General features: G+C 58.7%; 20 protein-coding genes. 9 read left to right on the top strand and 11 right to left on the bottom strand.

Annotated features, from left to right (window positions below):
* Position 1: 1 nt before the first annotated feature.
* Positions 2-442 carry a low molecular weight protein-tyrosine-phosphatase gene (locus CKW26_RS24635; RefSeq protein WP_038362273.1) on the bottom strand — a complete coding sequence of 147 codons (441 nt, stop codon included), beginning with the start codon at positions 440-442 and terminating at the stop codon, positions 2-4.
* 293 nt (positions 443-735) lie between these two features.
* Between CKW26_RS24635 and CKW26_RS24630 the strand changes: the two genes are divergently transcribed.
* Complete coding sequence (locus CKW26_RS24630; protein WP_095050482.1) at positions 736-1689, top strand: cellulase family glycosylhydrolase; 954 nt, start codon at positions 736-738, stop codon at positions 1687-1689.
* 202 nt (positions 1690-1891) lie between these two features.
* Complete coding sequence (tal, locus tag CKW26_RS24625; protein WP_016986723.1) at positions 1892-2818, top strand: transaldolase; 927 nt, start codon at positions 1892-1894, stop codon at positions 2816-2818.
* A gap of 113 nt (positions 2819-2931) precedes the next feature.
* On the opposite strand, the gene rssC is transcribed toward tal, so the two are convergent.
* Together rssC and rssB are read right to left on the bottom strand one after the other, a co-directional pair.
* Positions 2932-3414, bottom strand: a complete 483-nt coding sequence (gene rssC / locus CKW26_RS24620; protein ID WP_003226553.1) for an anti-sigma factor antagonist RssC — start codon at positions 3412-3414, stop codon at positions 2932-2934.
* Positions 3414-4595, bottom strand: a complete 1182-nt coding sequence (rssB, locus tag CKW26_RS24615) for a two-component system response regulator RssB (protein ID WP_095050481.1) — start codon at positions 4593-4595, stop codon at positions 3414-3416. The genes rssC and rssB overlap by 1 nt, the downstream gene beginning before the upstream one ends.
* Positions 4596-4870: 275 nt before the next feature.
* Between rssB and CKW26_RS24610 the strand changes: the two genes are divergently transcribed.
* On the top strand, positions 4871-5170 hold the full coding sequence (locus tag CKW26_RS24610) for a PilZ domain-containing protein (protein ID WP_095050480.1): 300 nt from the start codon (positions 4871-4873) through the stop codon (positions 5168-5170).
* 52 nt (positions 5171-5222) lie between these two features.
* Here the strand turns inward: CKW26_RS24610 and CKW26_RS24605 are convergent, their stop codons facing one another.
* Positions 5223-5912 carry a VacJ family lipoprotein gene (locus tag CKW26_RS24605; protein ID WP_038362262.1) on the bottom strand — a complete coding sequence of 230 codons (690 nt, stop codon included), beginning with the start codon at positions 5910-5912 and terminating at the stop codon, positions 5223-5225.
* Between the two features lie 198 nt (positions 5913-6110).
* Here CKW26_RS24605 and CKW26_RS24600 point away from each other — a divergent pair, with 198 nt between their 5' ends.
* A complete protein-coding gene (locus tag CKW26_RS24600) occupies positions 6111-6731 on the top strand; it encodes a phosphatase (protein WP_095050479.1) in 621 nt (206 codons plus the stop codon).
* A gap of 108 nt (positions 6732-6839) precedes the next feature.
* Entirely contained in the window at positions 6840-7103 is a 264-nt protein-coding gene (locus tag CKW26_RS24595; protein ID WP_095050478.1) for a DUF4404 family protein, read from the top strand.
* A 187-nt stretch (positions 7104-7290) separates the two neighbouring features.
* Here the strand turns inward: CKW26_RS24595 and queF are convergent, their stop codons facing one another.
* Both queF and CKW26_RS24585 read right to left on the bottom strand, forming a co-directional pair.
* Complete coding sequence (gene queF / locus CKW26_RS24590) at positions 7291-8121, bottom strand: NADPH-dependent 7-cyano-7-deazaguanine reductase QueF (protein ID WP_095050477.1); 831 nt, start codon at positions 8119-8121, stop codon at positions 7291-7293.
* Between the two features lie 61 nt (positions 8122-8182).
* Positions 8183-8716: a plastocyanin/azurin family copper-binding protein gene (locus CKW26_RS24585; RefSeq protein WP_095050476.1), complete on the bottom strand. Its 534-nt coding sequence runs from the start codon at positions 8714-8716 to the stop codon at positions 8183-8185.
* Between the two features lie 154 nt (positions 8717-8870).
* On the opposite strand from CKW26_RS24585, the gene CKW26_RS24580 reads away from it, so the two are divergent.
* A complete protein-coding gene (locus tag CKW26_RS24580; protein WP_038362249.1) occupies positions 8871-9551 on the top strand; it encodes a heavy metal response regulator transcription factor in 681 nt (226 codons plus the stop codon).
* Positions 9551-10897 carry a heavy metal sensor histidine kinase gene (locus CKW26_RS24575; protein ID WP_095050475.1) on the top strand — a complete coding sequence of 449 codons (1347 nt, stop codon included), beginning with the start codon at positions 9551-9553 and terminating at the stop codon, positions 10895-10897. Before CKW26_RS24580 ends, CKW26_RS24575 begins: the two co-directional genes overlap by 1 nt.
* Positions 10898-11016: 119 nt before the next feature.
* On the opposite strand, the gene CKW26_RS24570 is transcribed toward CKW26_RS24575, so the two are convergent.
* The 3 genes from CKW26_RS24570 to CKW26_RS24560 form a co-directional block, all read right to left on the bottom strand.
* Positions 11017-12261, bottom strand: coding sequence for a lipoprotein-releasing ABC transporter permease subunit (locus tag CKW26_RS24570; protein WP_093433700.1), 1245 nt, complete (start codon positions 12259-12261; stop codon positions 11017-11019).
* A 63-nt stretch (positions 12262-12324) separates the two neighbouring features.
* Positions 12325-13023, bottom strand: coding sequence for a lipoprotein-releasing ABC transporter ATP-binding protein LolD (gene lolD / locus CKW26_RS24565; RefSeq protein ID WP_007910506.1), 699 nt, complete (start codon positions 13021-13023; stop codon positions 12325-12327).
* Positions 13016-14266: a lipoprotein-releasing ABC transporter permease subunit gene (locus tag CKW26_RS24560; RefSeq protein ID WP_034156426.1), complete on the bottom strand. Its 1251-nt coding sequence runs from the start codon at positions 14264-14266 to the stop codon at positions 13016-13018. Before CKW26_RS24560 ends, lolD begins: the two co-directional genes overlap by 8 nt.
* Before the next feature lie 94 nt (positions 14267-14360).
* On the opposite strand from CKW26_RS24560, the gene CKW26_RS24555 reads away from it, so the two are divergent.
* Complete coding sequence (locus CKW26_RS24555; protein WP_007910502.1) at positions 14361-14942, top strand: PilZ domain-containing protein; 582 nt, start codon at positions 14361-14363, stop codon at positions 14940-14942.
* 14 nt (positions 14943-14956) lie between these two features.
* Entirely contained in the window at positions 14957-15679 is a 723-nt protein-coding gene (locus tag CKW26_RS24550; protein ID WP_095050474.1) for a glycerophosphodiester phosphodiesterase, read from the top strand.
* Between the two features lie 42 nt (positions 15680-15721).
* Here the strand turns inward: CKW26_RS24550 and sthA are convergent, their stop codons facing one another.
* A complete protein-coding gene (gene sthA, locus CKW26_RS24545) occupies positions 15722-17116 on the bottom strand; it encodes a Si-specific NAD(P)(+) transhydrogenase (protein ID WP_064117858.1) in 1395 nt (464 codons plus the stop codon).
* 197 nt (positions 17117-17313) lie between these two features.
* The gene (locus tag CKW26_RS24540; protein WP_176471231.1) at positions 17314-18300 is read right to left on the bottom strand and encodes an FAD:protein FMN transferase; all 987 of its coding nucleotides are present in this window, start codon (positions 18298-18300) and stop codon (positions 17314-17316) included.
* Positions 18301-18406: the final 106 nt, after the last annotated feature.

Genomic DNA, 18406 nt, shown 5'->3' with positions numbered 1-18406 from the left:
ATCAACGCGCGAGACGTTGTGCCCATGAGCTAACAGCATCTTCAATCAATGCATGGGCATGAATAAAAGCGGCCTTGCCTTGACGATACGGATCTTGTATTTCACGCTCGCTCTGCCACTTGCCGAGCAGAAATACTTTACCCCTCGCATGAGAGGCAATCTTCAGTACTTGATTAACATGCTGTTTTTCCATGACCAGAATCAGGTCTGATTCATTGACGATGTCTGCGGTCAGTTGCCGTGCCATGAAGCCTTCGGCGTTATGGCCATGGTCTTCGAGCACTTGCCGCGCGGACGCTTCTACACCCTCGCCCACCCGCGCCGACAGGCCTGCGGAGGAAACGGTGATCGCTGAGGGGGCCAGCGCGTTACGCAACATCAGCTCTGCCGTCGGACTACGGCATATATTGCCCACGCAAACGACAAGGATCTTTCTGAACAAGGTTTTACTTTCCTGTGTAATGTCAAACGGCCAACATCCGAGAGCAATTGAATGAACCCTCAAGATCTTCCTGCACTCAGAAATAGATTCGCCCTGTTAGTACCGAAGCATTAAGTACCACAGCGTTTAAAAGCTCCCCAACCACTATTAACGGACTAAAAATAACTGTGATTTTCAGATGATTGTTTCCCGACAAAAACTAACATTCGCGCACTAAGTGCCATCACCTCACTCGAAAATTGAGAAACGAGATCATTTATTCGCAGTTGTCACTTCTCTTCGGGAGAGCAGACATGAAACCAACACATCTCAAAAGACTCGGCGCTTTGGCGTTGATGGCGCTGGGTGCAACTCAGGTTCACGCCAGCGTCCTGTTTCCCAACCTTCCAGCCAAGAACATCGGTGTGCAGGTGAAGATCCAGAACTTCACAGCCACCGACGCCGCGCAGATCAAATCGGCAGGCTTCGGTTTTGTCCGCTTCGGTGTGTGGAGCGACAGCCTGACAGCCAAGGCTTATCAGAAACAGGTCAGCGATGCCTTTGCCGCAGCACAGTCTGCGGGCTTGCCGGTGTTGCTGACGGTCCGCGCGATCAAGGCATTGCCCGCCACCTCGAGCGCCGAGGTGACCACTGCCGGTGAAGGCTTCGCCAAAGCCGTGACGGGGCTGCAACAGTCGTACAGCGCGCAACTGGTGGCGATCGAGTTATGGAATGAGCCGGACCTGGAAACCTACTGGCCGACGCGCAATTTCGACACCACGTTTGTGCCGTTCATGAGCGGCGTGTGCAAGGCGCTGCAGGAGCAACCGCTATCGACACCCGTGATCGGTTACGGCTTCGCCCGCCCGCCTAGCGCAGGCTCGGCTGCAACCGTGGCGCTGAACCGCATCGTCAGCGAATACCCCAAATGCCTGAGCGCCGTGTCCTACCACCCCTACGGCATGACCGCCACGCAGATCAGCAACGCGCAAAACTTCATTCAGCAAAACTTCCATCTGCCGGGAGTCATCAGTGAATGGGGGATCTCGGCACTCGCCTCCAATGGTGGGCCTGAAGGACAAGCAAGCAAGATCAACACGTTTATTGGCGATGTTAAAAAACTCAATATTCCGCTGACGTCCATTTATGAATGGAAGAACAGCGATTCGGGCAGCAACGATCGCGAGAAGAACTTTGGCCTGCTGACCTCTGACGGTCAGCCGAAACCGGCACGTATGTCCGTCGAAGCCCTGTTGAACGCCCAGTAGCGCATGCACAACCGGCCTGTACGCAGGTCGGTTGCTTTGAACCTGTTGGCTGTTTTGGCATCGTATTCATCGATACCGCGCCCCGCCTTTCAAACAATCGTTTTCAGGTTGTTGCTGCAGGGGCCATCGATACACGCACCTACCCTTGAGTGGCCGTCAGCGCTCGGGTAATGTCATCAGACCCATAGGACAGAGCACGCCCATGACTTCCAAGCTGGAACAACTCAAACAATTCACCACCGTTGTTGCCGACACCGGCGACTTCGAAGCGATCGCCCGAGTCAAACCGGTCGACGCCACCACCAACCCTTCCCTGCTGCTCAAAGCGGCGGCCATTCCGGCCTACGCCGAGCTGCTGAACGCCTGCGTCAGCGACTGCAAGGGCGATGTCGGCCTGGCCAGCGACCGTTTCGGCGTCGCGGTGGGTCAGGAAATTCTCAAAGTGATCCCGGGCCGTATTTCCACCGAAGTGGATGCGCGCCTGTCGTTTGATAAAGATGCGGTACTGAAGCGCGCACATCGCCTGATCGAACTGTACGACAAGGCCGGCATTGGCCGTGATCGCGTATTGATCAAGATCGCCTCGACCTGGGAAGGCATCCGCGCCGCCGAAGTGCTGGAGAAGGAAGGCATCCAGACCAACCTGACCCTGCTGTTCTCCTTCGCCCAGGCCGCCGCTTGCGCCGACGCGGGTGTGTTCCTGATTTCGCCATTCGTGGGCCGCATCTACGACTGGTACAAGAAGGCCAACGGCAACGACTACACCGGCGCTGATGATCCGGGCGTGCAGTCGGTCACCCGCATCTACAACTACTACAAGGCCAATGACTACAAGACCGTGGTCATGGGCGCGAGCTTCCGCAACCTCAATCAGATCGAGCAACTGGCCGGCTGCGACCGCCTGACCATCAGCCCGGACCTGATCGACAAGCTGGCGGCCGATACCGGCAAGCTGGAGCGCAAACTGGCCCCGGGCAACGCCGGTGAAGCCCGTCTGAGCCTCAACGAAGCGCAATTCCGCTGGTTGTCCAACGAGGACGCGATGGCCACCGAGAAACTGGCTGAGGGCATTCGTCAGTTTGCTCGCGACCAGGAGAAGCTTGAGGCGCTGTTGCAGGCCAAGCTGTGATTTGAGTTAGCGAAATGCAAAAAGGGCGAACCTGTGAGGGTTCGCCCTTTTTTGTTGCTGCCGGAAATTGTAGGTGTTCTTGCTCGCGAAGAGGCCCCTCCGGTCGGCATCACTTAATGCCGCTCGAGGGCATTCACCAGGTCATGAAACGCTTCCCGGTTGGAATCGTTCAGGCCCATGAGGATCTTGTGCGCTTCGAGCACCTTGATCCGCACCACTTCTTCCGACTGGTCCTGATCAGGCAGGTCGTCCAGACACTCGGGACATGGCACCGGGTGGTTGACGATGTTGAACACCTGCTCGAAACCCATCGATTGCAGCAGACGGGTGATGTCTTCGTGGGTGGTGACGACGGTCGGCAGCAGGCCGACCTTCTGCCGCGACAGGATCGACAGTTTGGCCAGCAGGCCCAACGTTGTGCTGTCGATGCTGCGGGTTTCGGTCAAATCGATCACGATCGCGTTGAAATTCAGCGCGGTGAAGATTTTCTCAATAGTCGCATCCAACGCCGAACACAGGGTCAGGCGAACTTCACCGACGAACTTCAGGACAAAGGTGCCGTCCTGCTCGGCGAACTGGATTCTACCGGTACTCATTAAAGATTCCTGCTCAACACCAACAGGGCGATATCATCCGGCATCTCCCCTAGCGTGGCCAATCCAAACACTTGCCGCAGACCATCCAGGCTGCCGCCCGCCGACTTCACCCGTTGAGGCAAAGCGGCTTCTTTTTCTTTGAGCGTAGGTTCTGGCAAAAGATCCAGAATGCCATCGGACATCAGCGTCAGGCTGAACGTCGGCGGCAGCTCAAGCACGTGATCTTCGTAAGTGGCTTCATTGAAAAGCCCCACTGGCAGACCACGCCCTTCGAGATAACGAACACTGTCAGGCGTGTACAACACAGGCAACGGCAGATGGCCGCCGATGCTATAGGTCAACAAACCGGTCTCCTCGTCGATGACTCCACCGACCATTGTGACGTGTTTACCCAGCTTACAACTGATCAGCCCCCGGTTGATATGACCAAGGACTTCCGAAGGCTTGAATTCCGGCAAGGTGCCGTTGCGCTTGGATTCGAACAGCAAGCGCGTGGTCATGAACTTCAGCAGCACGGTGACGAAGGCTGAAGAAGCGCCATGCCCGGATACATCGGCCAGGTAAAAGGCGACCCGGCGCTCATCGACACGGAAATAGTCGACAAAATCACCCGACAGGTACAACGACGGGATGATCTGGTGCGCGAACTTGAACTCGTCGATGCTCCACGGGCTTTCCGGCAGCATGTTCATCTGTACCTGGCGACCGGCGTTCTGGTCTTCCTGGAGCAGGTTCAGGCTGGCCTCAAGCTCGCGGTTGGCCTTTTCCAGCTTCTCGCGGTAGCGCTGGTTCTCCACCAGCAGGCGCGCACGATCAAGGGCCCGGCGCACAGAGTGCTCGAGCACAGCCAGATCTTCGAGAGGCTTGATCAGGTAATCCGCCGCGCCCAGGCGCAAAGCCTCGACCGCGTCGTTCATCACGCCGGCACCCGACACCACGATCACCGGCGTTTGCGGCGATCGCTCGGTGACCTGACGGATCAGTTCGAGACCGCCCATCTGCGGCATGCGCAGATCGCAGATGACCAGGTCGGGCGTGTCTTGCTCGAATACCTGAAGACCCTGTTGGCCGTTGCTGGCCTGCAGGACGCTGAAACCGCTGTCTTCCAAATAGGCCGCGAGGCTCGCGCGCACTACTTCGTCATCATCGATTATCAGCAGCGTGGCACTGGTTTTTGGCATGTGGGCAAACGGCGCCAGAATTAGGTTGGCGTAGTTGGCGGGGCATCTGGCCCTGCGCAGACTACTGGATTCGCTTTCTAGCCTCTCTGCTGCACCGCTTTCGAGCATTGACTGCAAACGCGGTTGCACCAGAGGTGCCCTTCTAAGGCGCAGACGGTACTCCCATCCGCAGAGCGTTTCAAGCATGCGCCGATGGTCGCTTGACGACTTTACTTGTCAAATCACCGAGAGTTATAAGAACAGCTCAAACCGTAACCCAATGGAAGGACGAACCTATGAGTCAAACCAGTCGGGACTACAGCGAAAAGCGCGATTTCATCCGCATGCGGGTCGATGCCGATGTCGTGTTGATTCATGAAGGGGATGAGGTTTCAGGGGTGTGCATCGACCTCTCCAGCAGTGGCATGCAGGTCGAAGCACCGCGCCAGTTCGCGGTCGGTGACCGTTTGAGCGTGCGGATCGACTCTGAACACGCAGCGTTAAGTGGGCTTGAAGCCGAGACCGAAGTGGTGTGGATCAGGCCACAGGACGGCGGCGGCCAGAAGCTCGGCCTGACCATTCTGAAAATGAAATAGCTACACACAAAAAAGGCGACCCTGAGGTCGCCTTTCTTTTTACCGGTCGAGATTAAAAATCGTCTTCGACCTGGCCATCCTTCACTTTGAACTCGCGGTTCTGCAAGTAAGCGTTGCGGATGAAGGTGTACTTGTCGCCGCTGATCAGCTTCTCGCTCGACAGCAGGCTGGCGCGGGTGTCGACGATGTTCAGGCCGAAGATCGAGTTACGCGTAGGCACGTGGTCGATGTAGCGGTACATACCGGTGTAGCTGTCGACGTACTTGGAAGGCGCATCACGCAACGTGCTCGGCCCCATCAGCGGCAGCATCACGTATGGACCGCTACCTACGCCCCAGTAACCGAGGGTCTGGCCGAAGTCTTCGTCGCTGCGGTTCAGGCCCATTTTGGTGCCGACATCGAAGAAGCCGAGCAGACCGAACGTGGTGTTGAAGATCAAGCGCGCCGTGTCGACGCCAGCGGCAGCCGGTTTGGCCTGCAGGATGTTGTTGGCAAGGTTGGTGACGTCACCGACGTTGCGGAACATGTTGTGGATGCCGTCTTCAAGGAACTGCGGCGTGACAAACTCATAGCCCTGGGCCAATGGCTTCAGCGCGTAAGTGTCAACGAAGTCGTTGAACTGGAAAATCGGGCGGTTGACGCTTTCCCAAGGGTCTTCTTCCGTTGCCGCCTGAGTGGCGAACGGCGCCAGCAACAGGCCGGCACATACACTTAGCTGAGCGAGCGGATAGCTCCAGCGCATAGAAAAACTCCTTGGATTTGTACTGTCGCGGACATCGGAGTCCGGGCATTAAGGTCGCTAGTATAAGCGTAAACGCCGGTTTGGACAGTCGGCCAATTGTGCAAAGTTGTAGGACGCTTCCCACGTCGCGCTTCACATAGCCGTCACGTAACTGTCACCTGGAATGACTAGCCTTATCGCTATTTCAGGGACGTTGCCATGTCACATGCCGAAACCTTGCCCCTCGCCGCGCCGGGCCTGACAGCCGTACTGTTCGGACTCAGCGGCTGTCTGGTGGATTTCGGTGCTCGTGCCCGGCAACAGACGATCGCCCTGCCCGAGCATGCCGAGGCAACACCGGGCGCGCTCGACAGCCTGCACAATTTGCAGCGCCAGCAGATTCCCTGCGCCTGGCTGGATGAACTGCCCCCTGCGCTCGCCCAATCGTTGTCGGCCTTACTCCCGGCGTCAATCAAACCTGCGCAACATTCGGCAACAATCAATCCGTGGCCTGCGCCGAACGCCTGCTGGCAAGCCTTGATGGACTTGAACGTCGCCAGTCTGGACGGCTGCGTATTGGTCAGCGGTGAGCCGCGCCTGTTGCAGGCCGGCCTGAACGCCGGGCTATGGACCATCGGCCTCGCCTCCTGCGGCTCGCTGTGTGGCCTGGCACCCCACGAATGGCAAGCCTTGAGCCAGAAAGAACGCGAACACTTGCGCGGCAAGGCGACCGTGCAGTTATTCGGGCTGGGCGTGCATTCGGTGATCGATCATTTGGGCGAACTCGACACTTGTTTGGCAGACATCAGCCTGCGCCGCCTCAAAGGCGAAAAGCCCTGATCGGGATCATGCAGGTTTGCCGGGAGTGGATTAATCTAAAGGTCAGCCATAGACCTTTGGCGCGCGGCTGCGGTCAATGCCAGTGCCTATTGATAAAAGGAAAACACCATGCCCGCCCAAGAACTGCAAAAACAGCTCGAGACCCTGCGCGAGCAGCTGGAGCAGAATCCGCCGCTGACGGAAGTTGAGCGTGAAGACTTACATGCGTTGATGGCGCAGATTGAATCGGAAATCCAACTGGAAGCTGCTACTCAAGACGCCAGCATCGTCGATGGTGTGAATCTGGCAGTGGAGCGTTTCGAAGTCGAACACCCGACCATTGCCGGCACCCTGCGCAATATAGTCAATGCGCTGGGTAGCATGGGGATCTGATTCCCCCGTAACGCAAAAAGCCCTGCCATCACTGGCAGGGCTTTTTCATTTCCGGACTTGAAATACAGTCCCTAGTGGGAGCGAGCCTGCTCGCGAATACGGTGGATCATTCAACGATGATGTCGACTGACACTACGCATTCGCGAGCAGGCTCGCTCCCACATTGGATATCGCACATTCCGGATCTTTATTGACGCACGAGCCGGTGGTTCGGCAGCTGTACGCTTTCGGTACTGCGATACGGGTTGATATCCAGACCACCGCGACGCACGTAACGTGCAAACACCGTGAGTTTCTCGGGTTTCAACAAGCGCTGCAGATCAAGGAAAATCCGCTCCACACACTGCTCATGGAAGTCCGAATGCTGACGGAAGCTGACGATATATTCGAGCAGACTGGCATGATCCAGCGCCGAGCCACGATACTCCACCACCACTGTGCCCCAGTCCGGCTGACTGGTCACCGGGCAGTTGGATTTGAGCAGATGGCTGTGCACGCTCTCTTCAACAATCCGCGAATCATCGCAACGCAGCAATTCCGGGCGCGGATGTTCATAGTTGCTGACGCTGATATCCAGATCGTCGATGCACACGCCCGGCAGCGCCACGACGCCCTCCGCTTCAACATCCTTCAGGCTGCGAACCCGTACACCCACCGGTTTGCCGGCAGCGGCGGACAAATCCTTGATCAGTGTCGCCTCCAGGCTCGCAACGTCGGCAAACGCGGTCTGGTTCAGCGAGTTCAAATACAACTTGAACGACTTCGATTCGATGATGTTCGGCGAATCCGCCGGGATGCTGAACTCGCCGATCGCCACCACCGGCTTGCCCGACGGCAGCAGCCACGACAGCTCGAAGCAGTTCCAGAAATCCACACCTTTATACGGCAGGGTTTCGGCGGTCAGGCCCAGTTCGGCCCATTTCGCGGTGCGCGGAATCGGGAACAGCAGGGACGGCGTGTATGTGGCGATGTATTCGCTGGATTTGCCCAGCGGCGAATGTTCGGCTGCGGGATGCATGGCGGAAACCTGACTGAAGAATCAGCGGATTCTACCAGTCTTTGCCCGCGCCTTTGAGTGCTTACTGACTGACCGTCAGTTTGCCGACCATGCCCGCCTGATAATGCCCGGGAATATTGCAGGCAAATTCCAGGATCGTCGCTTTGCTGAAGGTCCAGGTCAGCTCGGCAGTTTTGCCCGGCTCGACCAGCACGCTGTTCGGATCGTCGTGCTTCATGCCGTGGCCCATCGCCGCGTGATCCATGCCAGCCATGTCGTGGGACATTTCCTTCATACCGGTAGGCGTAAGCATGCCGCTTTGCTGCATCTGCAACATTTCCTGCTGGTGTTTGGCGTGCATCGCTGCGTCACCGAGGTTGAATTCGTGCAACAACTGGCCTTTATTCACCAGCACAAAACGAACGGTCTCACCGGCCTTGATCTGAATCGCCTTGGGATCGAAGGACATATCACCCATCACCACCTCGATACTGCGCGTGGCGTTGGCGGCAGGTGCTGGCTGGCCAAAATCGTAGGTGTGAGCTGGCGCGGCCCACACTGGCGAACTCAGCGCCACCAGACAGGCAGCCAACGTCAGGGATTGGCGTAAAAACATGGTCGTTCTCCAACAAGTTAAGGTTCAGCCTGTGGGAGACTTTAGCCGGCCTGCGCTGGCGCCTACCTGACAGGCAGATTACAACTTTGTCAGGTTGGCGCTTACCGCACGCGCTCACGGTATAAAGCCTTAGTTACTACAACCCGAGTCGCCCATGAAACTGTTGATCGTCGAAGACCAAGCGAAAACCGGCCAATACCTGCGCCAGGGCCTAACCGAGGCTGGGTTCAACACGGAACTGGTGGCCGACGGCAACAGCGGTCAGCAACTGGCACTGAGCGGCGATTACGCGCTGCTGATCCTTGACGTGATGCTACCGGGGCGCAGTGGCTGGCAGATTCTGCAAGCGGTGCGCAGCGCCGGACTGGATACGCCGGTACTTTTTCTCACGGCCAAAGACGCCGTGGAAGACAGGGTTCATGGCCTCGAACTCGGTGCCGACGACTATCTGGTCAAGCCCTTCGCTTTCTCCGAACTGCTGGCGCGGGTGCGCAGCCTGTTGCGTCGCGGCAGTGCTACACAGCAAGAAACCAGCCTGCAATTGGCCGATCTGCGTCTGGACCTGATTCGCCGTCGGGTCGAACGCAGTGGCCAACGCATTGATCTCACCGCCAAGGAATTCGCGCTATTGGAGATGCTCCTGCGCCGTCAGGGTGAGGTGCTGCCGAAATCGCTGATCGCCTCACAGGTCTGGGACATGAATTTCGACAGTGACACCAATGTCATCGAAGTGGCGATCCGCCGTTTGCGCCTGAAAATCGACGACGAGTTTCCCAACAAATTGATCCACACCGTGCGCGGCATGGGTTACGTGCTCGAAGAGCGTGGCGCCTGATGAGCCGGCTGTCTCTGAGTTCGCGTCTGGCCTTGTTGTTTGCCGCTTGCACCGCCGTGGTTTCACTGTTTGCCGGGGTGCTGTTCAACCGCGCCAGCGAGGCGCACTTCATCGAACTCGACCAACAGCAACTGGACGGTAAGCTGATTGGCCTGCGCCGCGCCTTGCAGGATGTTCAACCCGCTCAACGTGAGGCGCGGCTGGCGGATGAGCTGAGCCGTCAGGCCGATCTGTCGTTGCGCATTACCGGCACTGACGGCCAGCGCTGGTATGACAGTTCGACGCAAATCCCCAAGGATTTGCCGCAACAATCCGGCCTGTTGACAGTTAGCAACGACGGCACCGATTACCGCGTGCTCAACGCCCCGCTCTACCCGGAAAACGCCGATTCCCCGCAACTGACAATGCTGCTGGACATCACCCATCACCAGCACTTCCTGCAACGCATGCAGCATCTGATCTGGCTGACTGTCGGTCTCTCGGCACTGGCCACCGCTTTGCTCGGTGCCTGGGCAGCACGCAGCGGCTTACGGCCATTGCGGCGCATGAGCGCGGTCGCCCGTGGGATTTCCGCACAATCGCTGAATGCGCGACTGCCGGAAGCGCAAATGCCGCCCGAGCTTGCGGAAATGGCCCACAGCTTCAACGCCATGCTCGCACGCCTCGACGACTCGTTTCAGCGGCTCTCGGCGTTTTCCGCCGACATCGCTCATGAGTTGCGCACGCCATTGTCGAACCTGCTGACCCACACTCAAGTCACCCTCACCCGCCCTCGGCCGATCGAGGATTACCGCGAAGCGCTGCACAGCAACCTCGAAGAGCTGCAATGGATGGCACAACTGGTCAACGACATGTTGTATCTGGCCAAGGCTGACCACGGTTTGCTGATGCCCAAGCGCGAAGCGCTGGAACTGGCGGACGAGACCGATGTGTTGCTGGAGTTTTTTGCGCCGCTGGCGGAGGACGCCGGGGTCAAGCTGACGCGCGAGGGCCATGCGCGGATCGAGGGTGATCGCAGCATGTTGCGCCGGGCCTTATCGAATTTGCTGGATAACGCGCTGCGCTTTACCCCCGCTGAGGGCTATGTGAGTTTGCGGATCGTTGATCAACCGAGCGCTGTGCGCATTTCACTCGAAAACAGTGGCGAAGGGATTTCTGCGCAGTTGTTGCCACGGCTGTTCGACCGGTTTTATCGGGCCGATCCGGCGCGGCAGGAAGGCAGCAGTGAGCATGCGGGGTTGGGGTTGGCGATTACTCAATCCATCGTCCGCGCCCATGGTGGGCAGATTCGTTGCGAATCTGAAGCGGGTTGGACGCGGTTTGTGATTGAGCTACCTCGAACCTGATCGTTCCCACGCTCTGCGTGGGAATGCAGCCCGGGACGCTCCGCGTCCCTTCCAGAGCCGAACGCGGAGCGTCCGTTGAGGCGTTCCCACGCAGAGCGTGGGAACGAGCATGGAGTCGCTTACGAATATCTCAACGCGTGAGCCGGCTCGATCTTCGCCGCTCGCCACGCAGGATACACCGTCGCCAGGAAGCTCAGGATAAAGCCCGCCGAGCAGATCAACAGCACATCCCCACCCTGCAATTCCGACGGCAAATTGCTGACGAAATACACATCAGAACTGAAGATGTGCTGCCCGCTGACTCGCTCGATCCAGCCCACGATCTGACTGACATTCAGCGCGGCGATCACGCCCAAAACGCCGCCAATGATCGTGCCGACAATCCCGATCACGGTGCCCTGAACCATGAAGATCGCCATGATCTGCCGTGGCGTGGCGCCGATGGTGCGCAAAATCGCGATGTCCGCGCCCTTGTCGTTCACCACCATAATCAGGGTCGCAATGATGTTGAACGCCGCCACCGCGACGATCATCAGCAACAGCAGGCCGATCATGGTTTTTTCCATCTTCATCGCACTGAACAGGCTGCCCTGGGTGTGGGTCCAGTCGTCAGCCTTGAACTCGGCGCCCAGGCCGGCAGCGATGTCCGAAGAGACTTTCGGCGCGGCGTACAGATCCTTGACCGCCAGACGCACGCTCTGTACCTGATTCGGCTGCCAATGCTGCATGGTCGCAGCGTCCGCCACATGGATCAGGCCCATCGAGCCGTCCAGTTCAGCGCCAACCTTGAACACGCCCACCACGTTCAGACGCTGCATGCGAGGGGTGATGCCGCCCGGTGCGGTGCTGACTTCCGGGACGATCAGGGTGATCTTGTCACCGACGTTGAGGCGGAAACGGCGCGCGGTGATTTCACCAATCACTACGCCGAACTCTCCTGGTTTCAAGGCATCGAGACGGCCCTGCACAATGTGCTGGGCAACGATGGAGACCTTGCCTTCCTGCGCCGGATCGACGCCGCTGATCTGGATCGGCTGCATCAAGCCCTTATAGGAGAGCATGCCTTCCATCTCAGTGAACGGCACGGCGGCGGTCACTTCAGGATTTTTCATCGCGGCGGCGGCCACCGGCTGCCAGTCATCGATCGGCTTGACGCCCACGATGGTGGCGTGCGGCACCATGCCGAGGATGCGCGAGCTCATTTCGCGCTGGAAGCCATTCATCACCGACAACACCACGATCATCGCCAGCACGCCGAGGGCGAGGCCGATCATCGAGGTCATCGAAATGAACGAAACAAAGCGATTGCGGCGCTTGGCGCGGGTATAGCGCGTGCCGATAAAGATCGATAACGGTCTGAACATTCGCTGGGGCACCGTATAAAAATAAAAGACCCGACGCCTTTACAGGCGCCGGGTTTCAGCCAATCAGATAGGCGTGAGGCAACCTTCTTGCAGGTGCAGTACGCGATCCATCTGGCGGGCCAGGTTCATGTCGTGGGTCACCACCAGGAACGCCGTGCGCATGGAGGTGCTGAGTTCCAGCATCAAATCCTGAATGCCTTGGGCGGTGTGCGAGTCGAGGTTGCCGGTTGGCTCGTCGAGCATCACCAGGCCCGGCTTGTTCACCAGGGCGCGGGCGATGGCCACACGCTGACGTTCACCACCGGACAGTTCCGCCGGTTTGTGCTCCAGGCGATGACCGAGGCCGACGCGCTCCAGCAGTGCCGTGGCACGCTGACGGGCTTCCGGGATCGGCGTCTTGCCGATCAGCAGCGGCATGCAGACGTTCTCCAGCGCAGTGAATTCCGGCAGCAAGTGGTGGAACTGGTAAACGAAACCGAGCGCACGATTACGCAGCAGGCCACGCTTCTTCTCGCTCAGCGCCGACAGTTCTTCACCATCGAGCCAGACGCTGCCCTTGGTCGGCGTATCGAGGCCGCCGAGCAGGTTGAGCAAGGTACTTTTGCCCGAACCCGAGGTGCCGACGATCGCGACGCGCTCGCCCGGGTGTAACTCCAGTTGCAGGCCGGCCAGTACTTCTACCGATTCCGGGCCTTCCTCGTAAGATTTGCCCAAGTTGCGGCAGCTCAGGATTGCTTGTTCACTCATGCCCGACTCACTCATAACGTAGCGCCTCCGCCGGCTGGGTGCGCGCGGCACGCCAGGCTGGATACAGGGTGGCGAGGAAACTCAGGACCAACGCAGCGGCGCAGACCATGACCACATCCTGGCTCTGCACCTGCGACGGAAGATAATCAATGAAATACACGTCAGCATTAAGGAATTTGTGGCCGATCAGGCCTTCCAGTGCCGAGATCGCCGCGCTGACATTAAGCGCCGCGAAAATGCCGACCACCGCGCCAATCGCCGTGCCGACCACACCGATCACCGTGCCTTGCACCATGAACGTGCGCATGATCGTGCCCGGCGTCGCGCCCAACGTACGCAGAATGGCGATGTCGCCCTTCTTGTCGTTGACCACCATCACCAGCGTGGAAATGATGTTGAACGCAGCCACGGCGACGATCAGCAACAACAGCAGGCCGATCATGGCTTTTTCCATACGGATCGCCTGATACAGATTGCCGTGGGTGCGGGTCCAGTCGCGGGCGTAGTAGTGGTCTTCGCCAAGCTGCTGGGCGATGTTCCATGCCACACGCGGTGCCTGGAACAGGTCGTCGAACTTCAGGCGAATGCCCTGCACCTGATCAGGCTTCCAGCGGTGCATCTTCGCCAGATCCTGCAGGTTGGTCACGCCCAGATAGCCATCGAGTTCGCCAGCGCCGACATGGAAAATGCCGACAACGGTGAAGCGCTTCATGCGCGGGAACATCCCGGCCGGGGTCACGCTGACCTCCGGCGCGACGAAGGTGACCTTGTCACCGATGCCGACGCCGAGCTTGGTCGCAGCCTTGTCGCCGATGACGATGCCGAAACTGCCCGGCGTCAGATCGTCGAGTTTGCCCTGTTTCATGAAGTTGTCGATGATCGACACATTGCGCTCGAGCGCAGGGTCGATGGCATTGAGCAATACCTTGGACACCTGACCGTTATTGGTCAGCAGGCCCTGCATCTGGGTGAACGGCGCAACCGCCGTCACCTGCGGGTTCTGCTTGACCTGGGTGGCCAGGCTTTGCCAATCGTTGATCGGCTCAGTGGATTCAATGGTCGCGTGGGGCACCATGCCCAGCACACGGGTGCGCATCTCATGATCGAAGCCGTTCATCACCGACAACACGACGATCATCACGACCACGCCAAGGGCGAGCCCGATCATCGAAGTCAGGGAAATGAATGACACAAAATGATTGCGACGCTTTGCACGGGTATAACGCGTGCCGATAAATACGAAGAGAGGTCTGAACATGTCGGGGCTTGTTCGGAGGGAAAAGGAACGTCCTTGTGGCGGGGGTCGATAACCAGCTTTACACTCAGACCACCGCCGCTACCATGGGTTCGCCATGTCGACATTAGATGAAGAAGATCGCCGCGAATACTACCGTATCGAGGACACGATCGCACTGGAAATTCGGCCCCTGTCTGCTCCCGAAGCCGCAGGCCAGGAAGTGTTGCAGGATGCTTCCCCACTGTTCAACCTGCTCAGCGAACTGCACCTGAGTGAATTCGAGTCGCAACACCTGTTGCGGCAGATCAGCGAGCGCGACCGGGCCATTGCCGCGTTCCTGAAATCCCAGAACAAACGCATCGACCTGCTCAGCCAGGTGGTCGCCCTGACCGTACTCGGTCATATCGGCGAGCCGCAACCGGTGATCATCTCCGAGGGCGGAATCGACTTTCAGCACCCGACACCGATTGCCACCGGCGCTCACCTGTCAGTGAAACTGGTGCTGATGCCGCAAGCGCTGGGCCTGTTGCTGCGTGCCCGCGTCACCCATTGCGACCGCAAGGGCGAAGGTTATGACATCGGTACCGAGTTCGAACACCTGACCGATGCCCAGCGCCAGTTGCTCGCCCGCTATATCTTGCAGAAGCAGGCCCAGGAACGACGTCTGGCCCGCGAACAGAACGAATCAGGCATTTAATTTAAGGAAGAACCGTGACCCTCATCTACGGCCACCGCGGCGCCAAGGGCGAAGCACCGGAAAACACCCTGAGCAGCTTTCAGGAATGTCTCAAGCACGACGTGCGCCGTTGCGAACTGGATCTGCACCTGTCCAAGGACGGCGAGTTGATGGTCATCCACGACCCGACCCTCAAACGCACCACGGAGCGGCGCGGCAAGGTCGTCGAACACACCGCCGCCGAGCTGGTGACCTACGACGCGCGCAAGGGCGGCCCGGGCTGGATCAAGCCGTGCCCGATTCCGACGCTGGAAGAGTTGTTCGAGAAGTGTGATTTCGAGCATTGGCAACTGGAGGTCAAAAGCGCTTCACGTACTCGCGCCGCAACCACGGTGCTGGCGATTCGTGAAATGGCGCAACGGCATGGCCTGCTCGACAAGGTGACAATCACCTCGAGTTCGCGGGAAGTGCTGAAAGCGGCGCTGGATCTGGTGCCGGACGTGTCGCGCGGATTGGTGGCCGAATACGCTTGGCTCGACCCGTTGAAGGTCGCGGCCAGCTATGGCTGTGAGATTCTCGCGCTGAACTGGACACTGTGCACGCCGGAACGTCTGCAAAAGGCGCAGCGTCAGGGGCTGCATGTGTCGGTATGGACCGTCAACGAGCCTGCGCTGATGCGCAGACTCGCCGACTTCGGCGTTGACAGCCTGATTACAGACTTTCCCGGTTTGGCCACTGCCACCCTCGAGAATTGCTGAAATCGGTCTCCCCGGCCGGCTCAGGCCACCGGCCGGAGCCCGTCAAAAAAGCCGGTTGAGGCCGTCGTACGCCGCTACCCGATAGGCTTCGGCCATGGTCGGGTAGTTGAACGTGGTGTTGACGAAGTACTTCAGGGTGTTCAGCTCGCCCGGCTGGCTCATGATCGCCTGGCCGATGTGAACGATCTCCGACGCCTGATAACCGAAGCAGTGAACGCCCAGCACTTCCAGGGTTTCACGGTGGAACAGGATCTTCAGCATGCCTTGCGGCTCGCCGGCGATCTGCGCACGCGCCATGCTCTTGAAGAACGCCTTGCCAACTTCGTACGGCACTTTGGCCTGGGTCAGTTCCTGCTCGTTCTTGCCGATCGAGCTGATCTCCGGAATGGTGTAGATGCCGGTCGGCACGTCATTCACAAAGCGCCAGCTACCGTTATCGACGATGCTGCCAGCAGCCGAACGACCCTGGTCGTGGGCGGCACTGGCCAGGCTCGGCCAGCCGATCACGTCACCGGCGCCGTAGATGTTCGGCACGCAGGTACGGTAAGCCTCGTCGACTTCGATCTGGCCACGGCTGTTGACCTTGACGCCGATGTTTTCCAGACCGAGCTGATCGGTGTTGCCGGTACGACCGTTGCACCAGAGCAAGGCGTCGGCCTTGATCTTCTTGCCGGACTTCAGGTGCAGGATCACGCCGTTGTCGACGCCTTCAACGCGATCGTAATCTTCGTTGTGGCGCACGGTGATGTTGTTGTTGCTGAAGTGGTAGCTCAACGCCTGGGAGATTTCCGAGTCGAGGAAGCTCAGTAACTGACCACGGTTGTCGACCAGCTCGACCAGTACACCCAGCCCACTGAAGATCGACGCGTATTCACAACCGATCACGCCGGCGCCGTAAACGATCAGTTTGCGCGGGGTGTGGCCGAGGCTGAGGATGGTGTCGCTATCGTAGATACGCGGATGGTGGAAATCGATGTCCGCCGGGCGATAAGGACGCGAACCGGTGGCGATGATGATGTGCTTGGCCACCAGTTTCTCGACCACACCGTTGGCGCAAACCACTTCGATGGTTTGCTCGTCGGCGAAGCTGCCGGTGCCGAAGAACACGTCGACGCGGTTACGGGCGTAGTAGCCGGTACGCGAAGCGACTTGTTTGGAAATAACCTTTTCGGCGCTTTTCAACACGTCCGGGAAGGAGAACCAGCGCGGCTCGCCGATCGCCCGGAACATAGGATTAGTGTTGAACTGCATGATCTGCCGCACCGAGTGACGCAGTGCCTTGGACGGGATGGTGCCGAGGTGGGTGCAGTTGCCGCCGACCTGGCGACGGCTGTCGACCATCGCGACCTTGCGCCCTGCTTTGGCGGCGTTCATTGCCGCGCCTTCTCCCGCCGGGCCGGAACCCAGCACCACCACGTCGTAGTTGTAGACAGCCATGCGTACTCCTCAGAACAGGCCGCGGTGCCAGCAGCACCGGCGGCTAAATCACGCCGAACGGCGGCGCGAAGGAACAATTGGGGGCCAATCAAGAACCCGGACACAGTCTATAGAAGCGTCAACGCCGCGCACATTAACCCTTGGTCGCGTCGTAGGCTACTTTTGCCTGCACTACAACGCCAGCTTTCGTATTGTTCTCAGTCAGTTTTTGCGCCACTGAGGCGTTCGAAAGCCTTGTTGGTGCGAACGACAAAACCTGTATCGGCACGAATCACAAAGAATGCACCAATGTCATGTTTTTCCGCATAGTCCCACGCCCTTTCAGGGCCGAGAATCAGCAACAGCGTCGATAGGCCATCGGCCATCAACGCTGAAGGATGAATCACCGTGACTGACGCCAGATCGTGTAGGACCGGTGCACCGGTACGCGCATCGAAGGTGTGGGAATAACGCCGACCGCTCTGCAGGAAATAGTTGCGGTAGTCGCCGGAGGTGGAAACGCCGTAGCCGTCGACATTGATGATGCGCTCGGCGACCTGTTGATCGTCACGAGGTTCTTCCAGCGCGATGCGCCACGATGAGCCGTCAAGCTTTCGCCCCTTTGCCTTTAGCTCACCCGTGGCTTCAGCGAGGTAATCGTGGATGCCCATGGCATCGAGCCGTGCCGCGATGGTGTCGACGGCATAACCGGCGGCGATGCTGTTGAAATCGACTTCGACGGCGGCGTCCTTGCACAACTGCTCGCCATTGATGCGCAAGTGCTGATAACCGACGCGCGACATCACCTCGGCGAGTGCGGCGGCGCCAGGGACTTTCTCTTCGCGCCCCTGCGGGCCGAACCCCCAGAGATTCATCAGCGGTTCGACAGTCAGGTCGTAGGAGCCTTCGCTTTGCGCTGACAGTTGTTCGCCCGTGCGGACCAATTCGAGTACCGCTGCAGGCATTTTCTGACAGCTATTGGCGGGTAAAGCGTTGAAGCGCTCGATGTCCGAATCGTTGCGATAGGTGGATAGCTGCCGATCGACTTCGCCGAGGATCCCCTCCACTTCACCGCGAACTTGCTTCGGTTCGGGCAAGCCGGCGCGGCGCACATACTTGATTGAATACGTGCTGCCCATGGTCGCCCCACCAAGGCTTTCCATGGAATCGCCATTGCCGCAGCCAGCCAATAAGCCAGCCAGCATCACAAGCCTCAGCAACCGTCTAGTGAACAATTATTCATCTCTCCGTAAAACCGCGACGGCCATTATGAATTAAAGGATCTGCAACATCTTTATACAAAATCCAATA

This window comes from Pseudomonas sp. Irchel s3h9 (genome assembly GCF_900187475.1).
In the GTDB taxonomy this organism is placed as follows: Bacteria; Pseudomonadota; Gammaproteobacteria; order Pseudomonadales; family Pseudomonadaceae; genus Aquipseudomonas; species Aquipseudomonas neuropathica.
Note: the sequence above shows the minus strand (reverse complement) of the source record. Positions and strands in the feature narration are given on the sequence as shown.